Origin of the sequence: Propionivibrio sp. (assembly GCF_016790145.1) — a bacterium.
GTDB lineage: Bacteria > Pseudomonadota > Gammaproteobacteria > Burkholderiales > Rhodocyclaceae > Propionivibrio.
Map to the genome: position 1 here is coordinate 35,574 of NZ_JAEUOI010000105.1, position 14,313 is coordinate 49,886.

Annotated in this window: 18 protein-coding genes and 2 pseudogenes; 4 read left to right on the forward strand and 16 right to left on the reverse strand. The window is 57.3% G+C overall.

Going from position 1 to position 14,313, the window contains the following annotated elements:
• The first annotated feature begins 39 nt into the window (after window positions 1–39).
• Window positions 40–609 (forward strand): glycosyltransferase, encoded by a 570-nt coding sequence (locus tag JNM42_RS09485; protein WP_294268673.1) that lies wholly within the window; start codon window positions 40–42, stop codon window positions 607–609.
• Window positions 610–739: 130 nt separating this feature from the next.
• On the forward strand, window positions 740–1,561 hold the full coding sequence (locus JNM42_RS09490) for a symmetrical bis(5'-nucleosyl)-tetraphosphatase (protein WP_294268675.1): 822 nt from the start codon (window positions 740–742) through the stop codon (window positions 1,559–1,561).
• Here JNM42_RS09490 and JNM42_RS09495 read toward each other — a convergent pair.
• The 11 genes and pseudogenes from JNM42_RS09495 to JNM42_RS09540 all read right to left on the reverse strand — a co-directional run bounded on the left by JNM42_RS09495 (window position 1,494) and on the right by JNM42_RS09540 (window position 9,341).
• Window positions 1,494–2,291 (reverse strand): lysophospholipid acyltransferase family protein, encoded by a 798-nt coding sequence (locus tag JNM42_RS09495; RefSeq protein WP_294268677.1) that lies wholly within the window; start codon window positions 2,289–2,291, stop codon window positions 1,494–1,496. The two genes, JNM42_RS09490 and JNM42_RS09495, sit on opposite strands and share 68 nt — an antisense overlap.
• An 11-nt stretch (window positions 2,292–2,302) precedes the next feature.
• Complete coding sequence (locus tag JNM42_RS09500) at window positions 2,303–2,755, reverse strand: glycine zipper 2TM domain-containing protein (RefSeq protein WP_294268679.1); 453 nt, start codon at window positions 2,753–2,755, stop codon at window positions 2,303–2,305.
• A gap of 10 nt (window positions 2,756–2,765) precedes the next feature.
• Entirely contained in the window at window positions 2,766–3,701 is a 936-nt protein-coding gene (locus JNM42_RS09505; protein WP_294268683.1) for a carbohydrate kinase family protein, read from the reverse strand.
• 104 nt (window positions 3,702–3,805) lie between these two features.
• Window positions 3,806–4,552, reverse strand: coding sequence for a DUF3426 domain-containing protein (locus JNM42_RS09510; protein ID WP_294268684.1), 747 nt, complete (start codon window positions 4,550–4,552; stop codon window positions 3,806–3,808).
• A gap of 159 nt (window positions 4,553–4,711) precedes the next feature.
• Window positions 4,712–4,771: pseudogene (locus JNM42_RS19460) on the reverse strand (zinc-ribbon domain-containing protein); the annotation flags it as partial.
• The gene (gene prmA, locus JNM42_RS09515; protein WP_294268686.1) at window positions 4,768–5,664 is read right to left on the reverse strand and encodes a 50S ribosomal protein L11 methyltransferase; all 897 of its coding nucleotides are present in this window, start codon (window positions 5,662–5,664) and stop codon (window positions 4,768–4,770) included. The gene prmA and the pseudogene JNM42_RS19460, both read right to left, overlap by 4 nt.
• A gap of 11 nt (window positions 5,665–5,675) precedes the next feature.
• Window positions 5,676–7,040: an acetyl-CoA carboxylase biotin carboxylase subunit gene (gene accC / locus JNM42_RS09520; RefSeq protein ID WP_294268688.1), complete on the reverse strand. Its 1,365-nt coding sequence runs from the start codon at window positions 7,038–7,040 to the stop codon at window positions 5,676–5,678.
• A 15-nt stretch (window positions 7,041–7,055) separates the two neighbouring features.
• Window positions 7,056–7,505 (reverse strand): acetyl-CoA carboxylase biotin carboxyl carrier protein, encoded by a 450-nt coding sequence (gene accB, locus JNM42_RS09525; RefSeq protein ID WP_294268690.1) that lies wholly within the window; start codon window positions 7,503–7,505, stop codon window positions 7,056–7,058.
• Between the two features lie 77 nt (window positions 7,506–7,582).
• Window positions 7,583–8,074, reverse strand: coding sequence for a type II 3-dehydroquinate dehydratase (aroQ, locus tag JNM42_RS09530; RefSeq protein WP_294268691.1), 492 nt, complete (start codon window positions 8,072–8,074; stop codon window positions 7,583–7,585).
• A gap of 47 nt (window positions 8,075–8,121) precedes the next feature.
• Window positions 8,122–8,670, reverse strand: coding sequence for a TlpA disulfide reductase family protein (locus JNM42_RS09535; RefSeq protein ID WP_294268693.1), 549 nt, complete (start codon window positions 8,668–8,670; stop codon window positions 8,122–8,124).
• Complete coding sequence (locus JNM42_RS09540) at window positions 8,667–9,341, reverse strand: hypothetical protein (RefSeq protein ID WP_294268757.1); 675 nt, start codon at window positions 9,339–9,341, stop codon at window positions 8,667–8,669. Before JNM42_RS09540 ends, JNM42_RS09535 begins: the two co-directional genes overlap by 4 nt.
• A gap of 86 nt (window positions 9,342–9,427) precedes the next feature.
• Here JNM42_RS09540 and mpl point away from each other — a divergent pair, with 86 nt between their 5' ends.
• Window positions 9,428–10,825 carry a UDP-N-acetylmuramate:L-alanyl-gamma-D-glutamyl-meso-diaminopimelate ligase gene (gene mpl / locus JNM42_RS09545; protein ID WP_294268695.1) on the forward strand — a complete coding sequence of 466 codons (1,398 nt, stop codon included), beginning with the start codon at window positions 9,428–9,430 and terminating at the stop codon, window positions 10,823–10,825.
• A gap of 37 nt (window positions 10,826–10,862) precedes the next feature.
• Here the strand turns inward: mpl and JNM42_RS19465 are convergent.
• The 5 genes and pseudogenes from JNM42_RS19465 to JNM42_RS09565 form a co-directional block, all read right to left on the reverse strand.
• Window positions 10,863–11,111 (reverse strand): annotated as a pseudogene (locus tag JNM42_RS19465) (COX15/CtaA family protein); the annotation flags it as partial.
• Window positions 11,051–11,401, reverse strand: coding sequence for a COX15/CtaA family protein (locus JNM42_RS09550; protein WP_294268697.1), 351 nt, complete (start codon window positions 11,399–11,401; stop codon window positions 11,051–11,053). The pseudogene JNM42_RS19465 and the gene JNM42_RS09550, both read right to left, overlap by 61 nt.
• A gap of 227 nt (window positions 11,402–11,628) precedes the next feature.
• The gene (gene cyoE / locus JNM42_RS09555) at window positions 11,629–12,531 is read right to left on the reverse strand and encodes a heme o synthase (RefSeq protein WP_294268698.1); all 903 of its coding nucleotides are present in this window, start codon (window positions 12,529–12,531) and stop codon (window positions 11,629–11,631) included.
• Between the two features lie 17 nt (window positions 12,532–12,548).
• On the reverse strand, window positions 12,549–13,106 hold the full coding sequence (locus JNM42_RS09560; RefSeq protein WP_294268699.1) for a hypothetical protein: 558 nt from the start codon (window positions 13,104–13,106) through the stop codon (window positions 12,549–12,551).
• A 78-nt stretch (window positions 13,107–13,184) separates the two neighbouring features.
• Window positions 13,185–13,994: an SURF1 family protein gene (locus tag JNM42_RS09565; RefSeq protein WP_294268701.1), complete on the reverse strand. Its 810-nt coding sequence runs from the start codon at window positions 13,992–13,994 to the stop codon at window positions 13,185–13,187.
• Between JNM42_RS09565 and JNM42_RS09570 the strand changes: the two genes are divergently transcribed.
• Complete coding sequence (locus tag JNM42_RS09570) at window positions 13,993–14,184, forward strand: twin transmembrane helix small protein (protein WP_294268702.1); 192 nt, start codon at window positions 13,993–13,995, stop codon at window positions 14,182–14,184. The two genes, JNM42_RS09565 and JNM42_RS09570, sit on opposite strands and share 2 nt — an antisense overlap.
• Window positions 14,185–14,313 lie beyond the last annotated feature (129 nt).

Here is a 14,313-nt window from a genome sequence, read left to right on the forward strand (position 1 = left end):
GCTGTTTCACTCATCGTGGTAAACTAAAATGCGGGCTCATTGCTGGAGAAATGCATTGCATCAGCCATTGGTCAGTCGGGTGAGATCGTTATCGTGGATAACGCTTCTACTGATTCAAATATTGAAAAGGTGGCTGCTGTTCGACCAGACATCCGAATCATCAAGATTGAGAAAAATCTCGGTTTCGCGATGGCATGCAATCTGGATGTAAAAGCTGTTATAGGTGAATTTTTTGTAGTGAGGAGCAATCAACTGAAGGCACTAGTACAGGAAGCCGAGGCTGTTGCCGTGTGCCGTATTGCGTGGGCAGAGGCACACGCTGCGTTGTCCAGGCGGGCGCATGAAGTGCCAGATGATGTTTCTGTTATCGAGCAGGCCAAGTTGGCGCTGGCTGCTGATTGGTCGCACTTCGTGGTGCTGGAAATCGACCAGCCGCTGGTTGAGCGAGCTGGAGACTATGCCGATATGTTTGCATTGCGCGGCTATGACAGCATCCAGCTCGCAGCCGCTTTTGAGGCCGCTCGCATTTCGCAGTCTCCCATATTCTTTGCTTGCTTCGATACGCGTTTGAACAAGCCCGGCAAGCGTCTGGTAATGATGTATGCATAGCTCTGCCGATTTAAGATATGCACTATTGCGATCATGGGCAGGATTTCAGCACGACATGCTTGTCGGCGATCCCTTTTTTTGGTCTGAAGCTCGGCCCACAATGCGCTAACTGAAAATCCTGGAGAGATGTTTGGCAACCTACGCAATCGGTGACATTCAAGGCTGTTTTGATTCCTTTACACGCTTGCTTGAGCGCTGCGCGTTCGATGCGACTCGTGATCGACTCTGGTTGGTGGGCGACCTAGTCAATCGCGGACCGCGTTCGCTGGAGACCTTGCGTTTCGTTCGCAATCTGGGTTCTGCAGCGACAACGGTTCTTGGCAACCATGATCTTTCGCTGTTGATGAGCGCAGAAGGATTCGGCAAGCAGGGCAAGGGCGACACTTTCGACGAGATTCTCGCCGCGCCGGATCGGAACGAACTTCTCGACTGGCTTCGGCATCGGCCCTTGTGCCATGTTGAAGGCCAATATTGCATGGTGCATGCCGGTCTTTTGCCGCAATGGACGGTGCGCAAGGCGAGTTCGCTGGCCCTGGAGGTCGAGACCGCGCTGGCCGGAGGTAAGTGGCGCAAGTTCATGGCCAATATGTGGGGAAGCGAACCTGCTTCATGGCAGAACGATCTTGAAGGCTGGCCGCGATTGCGCGTGATCGTCAATGCCATGACGCGCATGCGCTTCTGTTCGCCACAGGGCGTGATGGACTTCCGGGTCAAGGGAGAGGTGAGCAAAGCACCGGAGGGTTACATGCCCTGGTTCGAGGTGCCGGGGCGGCGCAGTGCGGACAGCGTCCTGATTACCGGCCACTGGTCTGCATTGGGGCTGAAGGTCATGCCCAATCTTCTGGCGATTGATTCCGGCTGCCTGTGGGGCGGTTCGCTGACGGCTATCCGGCTTGAGGACCGGGCGATCTTTCAGGTGGATTGCTCGAAAGAGGAAATCCGAGCCGGCTAGCGATGGCGGTGCGCGCCGCCTGTGACAGTTCACGCCGGGTTTTCCCGACGGTATCGATTACCGGTTCCGGTATCAGGCGCACCGTCAGCGAGCGGCTGGCAAGAATCGCGGAAAAACACTGTCCTATCGTGGTTTCGCCAGCAAAGGACGGCGCCAGACTGATGTTGCCCTGAGCATCGTGGTAGGACAGCGCGAGCGGCAGAATGGGGCGGCCAGTCTCGATCGCCGGTTGCAGCAAGGCGGCGTGAAAACCGAGCAGATGAGTTCCGTCGCTTGTCGTTCCCTCAGGAAAAATGGCGACATCCATGCCCGCGTTTAGCAGGGCATCGATTTGTGCATTGACTACCCTGGCGTGACCGCGGCTCCCCCGGCGCAGGAAAACGGTGTCGTTTTTTTCACCCAGCCAGCCAAAGAAAGGCCACTGGCGTACTTCGGCCTTGGAGATGAAGGCGGCTGGCCGCAGGGAATGAATGGCGAAGATGTCGAGCCAGGAGACATGATTGGAAACAAGCAGGCAACCAGGGGGCGCATCGGTCGGCTGCGTCTCCAGGCGAACGGAAAGAATCCTGAGTATCTGGTGCGACCAGCGCTGCTTGAAACGTGCTCTTTGTTGTGTGCCGACCAGGGGGTAGGCGATAGCTGTGCCGATGGCAATCCAGGTAAAGTGCAGTGCCAGTCTCAGGCAGCGGAAAATACGGATCGGATAAGGCGTCGGGCGGGCTTGGGTCATCTATTCATCGGTTAATGTGTGACTCGCGTCGAACCGTCCCCGCTCAGGACACGAACCCGCTCACCCGGATAGAAAATCTCGCCCATTTCCTGAACCACCGCGACCAGCATGCCACTGTCGAGATTAACTGTGATTTCCAGCGCGTTCTTTTTTGTGGCGTTTTCTTCAATAGCCGATCCCGCCATACCGCCAAGCAGCGCACCGATGATCGCGCCGACGATCTGCCCCCTGCCGCCGCCGACCGTGCTGCCGGCCACACCGCCAACGGCTGCGCCAGCAAATGTTCCGGCGCCTGAGTTGGTGCCTTCCATGGTCACTTCACGCACGCTCTCGACGACGCCGGTTCGCACCAGCATTTCGCGCCTTGCCTGATCGCGCGTATAGACGTCGCCTGACTTGCTGCTCGCGCAGCCGGCCAGAACCAGAGAAATCAACACGGTGGCAACCAGTTTCAGAACGTTCATGGTTATCTCCCTACCAAGGTGCCTTGCCGAAGGCTTGGGCATAACGGTCGGCAATTTCATCACGACTCGCCCGGTGGTTTTGCCCACCGCGATGGGAAATCTTGATGGCGCCCATCACCGCCGCCAGTCGACCGGTCTTCAACCAGTCCCACCCGTTGGCAATCCCGTAGAGCAGTCCGGAACGGTAGGCATCGCCGCAACCGGTGGGGTCGACCACGTCATCCGCCTTAACGCAGGGAATCTCATGGCGTTGACCGCCTGTGTAAATTTGCGAGCCCTCGCCGCCGCGCGTAACGATCAGCGCCTTAACCTCGTTGGCCAGTCGTTCAAGCGAGTGGCCGGTCCGGTCGCACAACAGCTTTGCCTCGTAGTCGTTGAAACAGGCATACTCTGCAAGTTTCATGAACTGCATCAGGTCATCGCCCGAAAACATGGGCAGGCCCTGACCCGGGTCGAAGATGAAGGGGGTGCCGGCAGCGGCCAGGTCATGGGCGTGTTGGAGCATTCCGTCGCGCCCGTCGGGAGCGACGATGCCCAGCGTGGCGCTCCTGGCATCGGCAACCCGATTGAGGTGTGAATAACTCATCGCGCCGGGGTGAAAAGCGGTGATCTGGTTATCGTCAAGATCCGTGGTGATGAAAGCCTGAGCGGTGTAACTGCCGGCGATACGGCGCACGTGAGTGCGCGAGAGACCCAAGTCGTCCAGGCGAACGAGGTAGGGGTCGGCGTCATCGCCAACCGTGGCCATGATCAGCGGGTCACCACCCAGCAATTTCAGGTTGTAGGCAATGTTCCCCGCGCAACCGCCGAACTCGCGACGCATCTCGGGTACCAGAAAGGCCACGTTCAGAATGTGAATCTGTTCCGGGAGGATGTGATTCTTGAAACGATCATGGAAAACCATGATGTTGTCGTAGGCGATGGAGCCGCAGATGAGTGTGGACATAAAGGTTTTGGGGAATTGAAAAAGTGGGAGGTAAAAATTATAACACCCGGTTTGCGGCACCTTACGGCGTAGCTGGGGTAAGTCAATGGCGGGTGGAATGCAGTTCAGGGGTAGAAAACGTAGAGACGATAGCCGGACGCACCGATGTCGCTAGCTTCTATCCAAAGGCGAACGGCAACATCGGTATTGGCTGCAAAAGGTTGATCGGCCGCTACGCTCGGTGAAAGATACTCTTCAGGCGGAAACACACGGCGCGCAATGGCAAAATCCTGCGTATCGGTCAGGGTGAGTTCGAGCGAAGGAAAGGCTTGCGCGTAGTTTGCCCGGTTGCGCAGCGTGGCGTTTAGAATGAGCAGGTTGCCGTGCGCCGGGTCGGTCTGGAGATCCGATGTCTCAATGCTGACCAGTTCAACGTGGCGAGGTAAAGGCACTTCAGCGCCGAGCGCCTCGGAGAGCAGCTCAAGCAGCGGGCGCATACTGGGCGTGGTGATGGCGATTTCGCTGCGGAAACGGAAAACGATTTGTCCGGCAAGCGCCAGCGCAAGCAACAGGGCAGCGAGGACAAAGGGCCAGCGGGCGGCCTTGTCGACCGGCAGCGCAACCGGCCCGGCCATGACTCCTTCGGCCCACTTGCTGTAACCGGGGATTTCGCTCGTCTCGCGCGGCAGAATAAGCCCGCTTGCCTTGCCCAGTTCATGTGCGGCTTGTTCACTCAGTGGCGGCGCATTTTCCACGGGCATTTCTGCCGGAGTGATCGCCATGCCCAGCCCGATATCGTCTGCCGTAACGGTTTCTTCGGGCACGGTGTCGGCAGCGTAGCTGCTTTCAGCCTGAGGGCTTTTCGGGGTCACTGATGGCCGGTTTTCCGCAAGGGCAGAAGTCTCTGGCAACACGTTTCGTGACGAAATTCGTGGGGCGGGTAAAGTGGCGGTTCCGGTTTCGTCAAGCAGACTGTCAAGCGCATTGAAGACGCTCTGGCATTGACCACAGCGAACCCTTCCGGCGCGCGCCTTCAACTGTTCCGGAGTGACCCGGAAAGTCGTCTGGCAGTCGGGGCAGCGCGTTTTCATTGAATGGCCTTGACTCCCGCGAGACAAACCCAACCGTCGCGCGTATCGGCGACGCTGAGCGCCAGATACGGGGCATAGGCGGCGAGAAGTTCTTCGCTTTGTTCAGCGAGGATGCCGGAGAGCGCCAGTTTGCCACCGGGACGGACGTGCGAGCAGATCGCCGGTGCCAGTGCACGGAGCGGATTGGAAAGGATGTTGGCGACCACCATATCAAACTGCCCCTTGATTTCCTGTGCCGAATCAGCGAAGCAAGCGCTAACATTGTTACGTTCGGCGTTGATTGTCGCCGCACCAACGGCCTGTAAATCGATGTCGACCCCGAGAATGTTTCCGGCGCCGAGTTTGGCTGCGGCGATGGCCAGAATACCTGAACCGCAGCCGTAATCAAGAACAGAAAGGCCAGGGGTCACAGAACGTTCCAGCCACTCCAGGCAAAGACGGGTGGTCGGATGCGAGCCGGTGCCGAAGGCCATGCCCGGGTCGAGTACCAGAATGATCGCATCGGGGTCGGGAGCCTGGTGCCATGAAGGAACAATCCACAAGCGCCCGGAGACGCGAATCGGGTCGAATTGCGACTGGGTGAGTTGCACCCAGTTCTGCTCGGCAACGTCCTCCTGGGTAAAAGCAGGGATTGCCGCAAATCCGGCGTTCGGTGCGCAGAGCGCGAGCAGTGCGCTGGCGTCAGTCCCGGAATCCAGCAGGGCGATGACCCGCGAGCGTTCCCAGCCTGGCGTGGTGAGTGAACCGGGTTCGCCGAACTGTGGCGTCTCGTTCGGTGTGCCCGCATCGGCATCCTCGATGCTGGCTGAAAGAGCGCCGGCTTCAAGCAGGGCATCGGCCAGTGCCTCGGCGTGTCGGCAGTCAGTTTCGATACTGATTGAAAGCCAGGACATGGTCAGCCAGTTCAGTCGTCCTTCTTCAACTCGCCTTTGGCGGCGAGTTTTTTCTCAAGGTAGTGAATGTTGATACCGCCTTTGATGAAACTGGCATCCTGCATCAGTTCCTGATGCAGGGCGATGTTTGTCTTGATGCCCTCGATGCTCATTTCCGACAGGGCAATACGCATGCGGCGAATGGCCTGATCGCGCGTGTCGCCGTAAGCGATCACCTTGGCGACCATCGAGTCATAGTGCTGCGGTACGGTGTAGCCCTGGTAGATGTGCGAATCAACGCGGATGCCGGGACCTCCGGGCGGGTGATAGGTCGTTATCTTGCCTGGAAATGGAACGAACGTGTATGGATCTTCGGCATTAATGCGACATTCGATGGCATGACCGCGAAAGCTGAGGTCGCGTTGTCGGTAGCGCAGTTTCTCGCCGGCAGCGACACGAATCTGTTCCTGAACCAGATCAACGCCGCTGATCATTTCTGTTACCGGATGTTCAACCTGAATGCGTGTGTTCATTTCAATGAAATAAAACTCGCCATTCTCGTAAAGGAATTCGAAGGTGCCGGCTCCACGATAATTGATTCTTCGGCAAGCCTCGGCGCAGCGCTCGCCAATGCGCGCAATGTGGCGGGCGGGAATTCCAGGTGCCGGCGCCTCTTCGATGATCTTCTGGTGGCGGCGCTGCATTGAACAATCGCGTTCACCGAGATAAACGGCATTCCTGAAACTGTCAGCCAGCACCTGGATCTCGACATGGCGGGGATTAACGAGGTACTTCTCCATATAAACATTGGGGTTGCCGAAAAAGTTTTGCGCTTCCGAGCGGGTCATGGTGACCGCGTTATGCAGCGCAGCTTCGGTATGTACCACGCGCATGCCACGTCCGCCACCGCCACCGGCGGCTTTGATGATTACCGGGTAGCCGACGGCCTTGGCCGCTTTGACAATTTCTTTCGGATCTTCGGGTAGAACGCCCTCCGAGCCGGGAACGCAGGGTACGCCGGCAGCTTTCATAGCGTCCTTGGCCGACACCTTGTCGCCCATCAAACGGATTGTTTCGGGGCGGGGACCAATGAATACGAAGCCCGAAGACTCGACCCGTTCGGCAAAGTCGGCATTCTCCGAGAGAAAGCCGTAACCGGGATGGATGGCTTCTGCGTCGGTGACCTCTGCCGCCGAGATGATGGCCGGGACGTTCAGGTAGCTGAGGTTAGAAGGGGGAGGGCCAATGCATACCGATTCGTCAGCTAGCTTTACGTATTTGGCTTCGCGATCAACCTCGGAATGAACGACGACCGTCTTGATGCCCATCTCACGGCAGGCACGCTGGATGCGAAGAGCGATTTCCCCGCGATTGGCGATGAGGACTTTCCCGAACATGGCGGAACGCTCTCCCTAGCCGACGATGAACAGCGGTTCACCGTACTCGACCGGTTGACCGTTCTCGACCAGTATGGCTTTCACCGTCCCGGCGTGGTCGGATTCGATTTCGTTGAGCAGTTTCATGGCCTCGACGATACATAGCGTCTGGCCGGATTTGACTACGCTGCCGACTTCGACAAACGGATCGGAGCCCGGGCTGGCCGAGCGATAGAAAGTGCCAACCATGGGTGACTTGATGACCTCCCCTTCTGGCAGATCGGATTTGTCCTCGACCTTTGCGACCGGCGCGCTGACGGCCGGAGCGGCCATCGGTGCGGCTTGCGGAATCATGTAGGTTTGCTGGGGAGCGACAGACGGGTGCTTGGCGATGCGAACCCTCTCTTCGCCTTCGCTGACCTCAAGTTCGGTAATCCCCGATTCCTCGACCAGGTCAATCAGTTTTTTGAGTTTGCGTAAATCCATGAATGATCTCCTTCTTGAAACCGTTTTCGCCAATGGGGGAAGCAGGCTGCTGACGAGCCAGGTTGTTTGCCGCAAGCTCAGTCTGAGGTGATTTGGCTCAGCAGGTACTCCAGCGCGAGCAGATAACCTTTGCTTCCGAGACCCGTAATGACGCCAATCGCCAGCCTGGAGAAAAACGATTGATGTCGGAAGGATTCACGGGCATGAACATTGGAAAGGTGAACCTCGATATAGGGAATGCCGGTGGCCGCCATGGCGTCGTACAGCGCAATGCTGGTGTGGGTGAAAGCCGCTGGATTGATGATGATGTAACTTACGCCTTGCTCGCGAGCGGCATGAACGCGCTCAATGAGGGCGCCCTCGTGATTGCTCTGGAACGATTCCAGTTCGACACCGGCGGCAGCAGCGCGGCGGGCAAGTGCAAGATTGATCTCGGCAAGGGTCGTCAGTCCGTAATGGTCAGGCTCGCGCGTGCCCAGCAGATTCAGGTTCGGTCCATGCAGTACAAGCAGCTTGGGTGGAGTTGCGCGATTTTTATCGTCTGACGATGTGGCTTTTTGCTTCTTCATGCCTGCGAGTTTGCCGATTTTACTGCATTTTGTCCAGTAATTGCTTTTTACCGGGCGGTAACTTTTTGCAGCAGGATGTCGAGTTCCTGCTCGGAAACGCGACCCAGTCGGGCGAGTCGAACCTCGTTGTTGGCAGCGAGAACCACAGTGTAAGGGAGCGCAAGGCGCGAATTGCCTAGTAGCCGGGTCAGTTCTACTCCTTCCGAGTCGGCGATAAGGAGCGGGTAGACGCTTGGATACTGTTTTGAAAAATTGATGACGTTCTCTGCCGTATCAAGCGCAATGCCGACAAATTGAACACCATTCGCTGCAAATTTCGTTTGCAGTCGTGAAAATGACGGCATCTCTTCCCGACAGGGCGGGCACCAGGTTGCCCAGAAGTTGATCACAAGCGTATTACCCTGCCATTGCTTGAGCGTTTGCTGTTTTCCCTCAGAATCATTCAGGTGAGTGGTGAAAAGGCGCGCGATCGCTTCGCTTGAGACAGATGGTTCAGGCGTTCTCTCAATCCGTGCCCCCATCCCGATATAAACGCCGGCGGTAAGCGCAATCATTGCGCCGACCAGACCGACGACAAGGAGTTTGCTGTTTCTCATCGGGAGTCCATGCGGCTGGCAATCAACAGTTTGTTAACGGCGTCAAGGCGGGCGCGTTGTCGATTCCTCCCATCACGCGTCTTGAAGGTGACCCGCTCCTCCTGTGAAGGGTAAACGACCAGATTTACGAGGGCATCCTCATCGTGGATGGTCAATACGGTTTCTGCCCGTTCGCTGCGCGGTGTGCTATGTTCGTAATCAATGCCCTGATTAAGAAGAAAAATTTCAACATCCTTGGCACTGTCAGTGAACAACTGGATGTCGATTTCAGCGAAGCGAGCGGCCGTTCCATCAAGTACGGAGCCAGTGAGATAGGGGTTGAATTTAAGCATTTTCGACATTATTCCGCTGGCTTTTTGCCGAAGACAGGTCACTCTTGCGATTTGCTCAACGTCCTGGAACAGACGTTGGTAGATGCGCAACTCGGCTTCTACCTCGGCGTTTTCTGGTAAATGTACATTGTCCGGAAATCCAAGGTGGTTCGCCGCCTTGCGCTTGGCGAGCGCGTAATCGCTGATTCCATCCTCGGCGATCAGGCGCGCCGCCGCGCTGGCAATGCGAGTACGTTGCTGGGCGCGGTACGGGTTATCGTTGGCTCGGGTCATCAGGCGGGGCGCTTTAATCCTGGGGTTCACTAACCAAAGTTCTCTAGCGCTAGCTATTTGCCACATTTCCAATGGGTAGCAAGGATACAATTCTCTCGCTGTGAGCGTGAGCTTTTGTTTTCGGACAGTCAATTCTAACTTGGATTTTTTGTATGCATATTCATATTCTCGGGATCTGTGGCACTTTCATGGGCGGCATCGCCCAGTTGGCTCGCGCCGCAGGGCATCGCGTCACGGGGTGCGACACTGGCGTCTATCCGCCGATGAGCACGCAACTTGAAGCGGCGGGTATTGACCTTGTTGAAGGTTATGGAGTCGAGCAGATGGCCTTGAGGCCGGATTGTTATGTGGTGGGGAATGCCATTTCACGCGGCAACCCCTTGCTTGAAGAGATACTGGATCGCGGATTGCCTTATGTTTCCGGCCCGCAGTGGCTCGCTGACCATGTCTTGCAGGGGCGCTGGGTATTGGCGGTCGCCGGCACACATGGCAAAACAACGACTTCCTCGATGCTGGCCTGGATTCTTCAGGACGCGGGCTTGAGTCCAGGATTTCTGATTGGCGGGGTGCCGATGAATTTCGGCGTATCGGCCCGATTATCAGGAGAAATCAGCGATTCGCCTTTCTTCGTTATCGAAGCAGATGAATACGACACGGCCTTTTGCGACAAGCGCTCGAAGTTTATCCATTACCGTCCACGAACCGCGATCCTGAACAATCTGGAGTTCGATCACGCTGATATTTTCGTCGATCTGGCAGCGATCGAGACGCAATTCCATCATTTTGTTCGTACTTTGCCGCGTAACGGCCTGCTGGTGACCAACGCTGCGGAAGTTAGCCTCGAGCGTGTTCTCGCACGTGCCTGCTGGACACCCGTCGAGCGCTTTAACGAGGCCAGCGGGTGGCGTATCGAAGGCGACGACGATGCCAACGGTTCGCTGCGCCTGATGCGCGGCGAAGAAAATATCGGCGAAACACACTGGGCCTTGAACGGCGAGCACAACCGGGCCAACGCCTTAGCGGCGTTGCTTGCTGCGCGGCACGTCGGTGTTCCGCTGGACAAAGGACTAGAGGCGCTGTCGCGCTTCGAGAATGTAAAACGCCGGATGGAGTTGCGAGGAACGGTTCGTGGTATCAGCGTTTACGACGATTTTGCTCACCATCCGACGGCAATTGCCACGACCGTGGCCGGACTGAGGCGCAAAATCGATTCGCGGGCAGTGGTCAGCTCAATGCGTCCCCCGCGAATTCTGGCTGTCCTTGAGCCACGCTCGAACACCATGAAGCTCGGAGTGATGAAGGCGCAGTTGCCGGCTAGTCTTGCTGAGGCCGATCAGGTCTTCTGCTATGCTGCCAATCTTGGCTGGGATGCTGCCGAAGCATTGGCGCCTCTGGGCGAGAAGGTGGAAGTTGCCGACGACCTGGATGAACTCGTTGAACGTATTGTTGCCTCATCACACCCCGGCGACCAGATACTGGTGATGAGCAATGGTGGTTTTGGCGGCATCCACGGCAAGCTGCTGGCTGCGCTGGGTTTTGCCAAAGCCTGAAGATAATCATGAAAGCCAGCAGGCCGACGATCAGCGCAACGATCAGCGCGCCAACCCGGTGTGACCAGTCGATCACTGTCAGCGCGGCGTTCGTTAGCAACGCGCCGTCAGCGGTCTGTCCGAGATCGCGGTTTATATGAAATGCCTGTGCAAAGTCCATCTCGGGTAACCAGACCCCGAGGCAGGTGGAAAAATCTCTACAGGCCAGTGCGGCGTAGTTGCTGCTTACCCAGCCGCCGAGCGCAATCTGGAAGACTTGCGCGATGAGCGCGAGCGCAGCGGGCAGTCAAACTCCGCCTGCTGGCGAGAGTGTATCGTGTTGCCGCTGGCGCAGCAGAAGCCAGACGAGCAGGGCCAGCGTAGTCTTTCCGCCGAGCAGGTGGGCGCTGAAGACAACCGGCTTGAGTAGCACAGGGTGTCGGTCCACATGCGTAGAAATGCCTGCACGCCGACAACGCCGACCAGCACCGTCGGCAGCCATGGCGATTGAAGCAGAGACCGGCGGTGGCGCCACGCCAGCATCGCGATGCAGACGATAAGCAGGCCGAGGACTCCGGCAAAGTAGCGATGCACCATCTCAGTTCACGCTTTGTGTTCTTCGACTGGCTTGCCGGGGAAGGTCTGCAGCGCGGCAGTTTGCTCGTGGGCGGCACCGGGTACGCCGATCAAGTGACAGTAGCAGCCTGGTCAGTCTGGGCAGCCAGCCCTGCGTCAGACAGGTGGACTTAGGCGCCGAGCGAGATCACGCCAAAGGCGAGCAATGTGGCAAATACGAGTAGCGGGCGATAGAGGCGCATTGGCAATCAGATAAAATGGTCGGCCAGTAGCGCCGCAAAGAGCAGCGTCAGGTAAATGATCGACCAGCGAAAAGTGCGTCGGGCCAGTCCGTCACTGTAGTTGCGCCACAGCGCGAAGGTATAGGCCAGAAAGATCGCATCGAGCACCAGCACGACAGCAAGGTACCAAGGGCCGCTCATGCCGAGGGTGTAGGGCAGCACCGTGGCACCGGTAAGCATGACGACGTAGAGCAGGCTATGCAGGCAGGTGAGCTTGATTCCGTGCGTGACCGGCAGCATCGGCAAGCCAGCCTTCGCGTAGTCCTCGCGCCGGTAGCAGGCCAGTGCCCAGAAGTGCGGCGGCGTCCAGATAAAGATGATCAGAAAGAGTACCAGCGCTTCCGGGCCGACATTGCCGGTCATGGCGGCCCAGCCAAGTAATGGGGGCATGGCACCCGACGCGCCGCCGATCACGATGTTCATCGGCGTTGCCGGTTTGAGCAAGAGTGTGTAGATCACCGCGTAGCCAAGAAAGGTGGCGAGCGTCAGCCACATGGTCAGGGGATTGACCAGAGCGTAGAGCAGCCACAATCCGCCACCGCCGACCAGGGAAGCCAAAGCCAGGGTTTCGGCTACCGAGACTTTCCCTCTCGCCGTTGGCCTGGCACGGGTACGCGCCATAAGTGCATCGACTGTTCGTTCGACAAGGCAGTTGATTGCTGCCGCCGCACCAGCAACCAGTGCAATTCCTGCTGAGGCAGCGAGAAACAGGCCGAGCGGCGGAAAGTCGGGAGAGGAGAGGAACATGCCGATCATCGCGGTGAACACGATCAGGCTGTTAACGCGCGGTTTGCACAGCGCGAAGAAGTCAGCGAGGCGTTGCACGAACGGGCGCGGGGTGTTGGCCTGATCTCTCAAGGTTGCCGGCATTCAACACCTCCTAAGTGTTAGCGGATCCAGGAATATTTTAACAGACGCTCAAGATCCTTGAGTACGCCACGCATATCTGTTGGGTCGGCGTAGCGCATCATGACGTTACCGAGAGGGTCGACGATGAAAACCTCCTGGCCACTACCATTAAGGGCGCCAATCCAGGCCTCACCAGCAATATTGGTTTGCACGGTAGCAACGAGGAGACCGGGGAACAGTCGCTGCAACTCCACCATGGGTGGATCGTTCGCTGAATCTGAAACATCACTGACAATCAGGACACGCTGCAAGCGGTTTTTTTCCTTGTTGAGCGCGACATGGACCTGAAGCATTTGTTGCAGGTTATTCTGACACGTGGTGGTGCACGACCCTTTGACAGGCAACACGAGCAGCCACTTGCCAAGCAATTCTGCAGTCGGCAGTGGGCGTCCGTCAGCATGACGGAGGCCGCTTGCCGGTAATGTACGTGGCGGTTGCAGTAGTTCACCTTGGTTGCCGAATTTATCAGGGCGCCAGTCCAGCCAGAAAAGTCCGGATCCGATCACGAAGGGCAGAAAAAACAAGGCGGCCAGCAAGAGCAGTGTCCGGCGTGAAGAATTGGGTGTCGGTAGGGCCGTGGTCATGGCGTGGGTGTCTAGAGTGCTGTTTGAAAATCAGGATGTGCGGCGGAAGTTAACAACCAGCCAGAGCACGACGGTGATTGCGGCAAAGCTCCACCACTGGAGAGCATAGCCGAGGTGAGTTTCCAGCCGTTCGTCGGGCCGCCGCCATTCACGCACGAATCCGCCCGCCGTGCTGGCTGCGTCGAGTTCAATGACAATAGGTTGAAGAGGAAAGTTGACGGCCTTGCCAAAGCGTCCCAGATCGAGGTTTTGCCAGACGCTTTGCCATTCGATTTTATTGTTGACGTCGTCTGCTCCGAGGGTAATGAATCGTGTATTGGGAACGACAGCCGTGCCTGAAACTTCGACGGTCCCGGTGGGGGTTGCGACCTGCGGCACCTGATTATGTTCGGCAAGCGCCGGTACCCAGCCGCGATTGACAAGCAAGCGCATGTCGCTGCCTTCGAGCCTGAGCGGGGTAAGGACGTGATAGCCTGCCTGTTCGCGATGTGTGCGATTGTCGATCAGTATCTGATGCTGCACATCATACTGACCACGGGCGACAATCTTGCGGTAACGTAGCGCTTGCGGATCGACCAGTGATGTCGGTATCTGTATTGCCGGTTCGGCGCCACGTGCGTCGAGCTCCTTTTGCAGTTTGCCCTTGATGGAGGCCTTGTTCCACTGCCATTGGCCGGCAGAAATGAAGAGAGGCAAGAGCAGGGCGGCCGCCAGCGTAGGCAACAGACGTGGCTGAAATCGACGCTCTGAATTCTTTTTTGTGTCTTCCTGAGTTGGAGGAGTTGCCGTCACCTCGGTGGTGCGCGCATAATTGGCACTCACCTTATTGGATTCGACCATGTTCAAGCTCATCATACTGCTCATGTTGGTTGGCGTGATAGGCAGCCTTTTTTCCGGCCTTTTCTTTCTTTACCGGGATCAGGGTACTGGCGACCGCACAGTGAAAGCATTGACCTTGCGCATCAGTTTGTCGATCGCGCTCTTCGTACTGCTGATGCTTGGTTATCGTTTTGGACTGATCACCGGCTAGAGACAGTAGCGAACAATAAGGAACCCAGATACCGAGCGGTTGATCTAGCGAGAGCATCAAGCCGCGCTCTTGGTAACGAAGTGTCTACGCTTAGTCAAACTCCTCATCAGCCAGCTTGCATCCATCAGC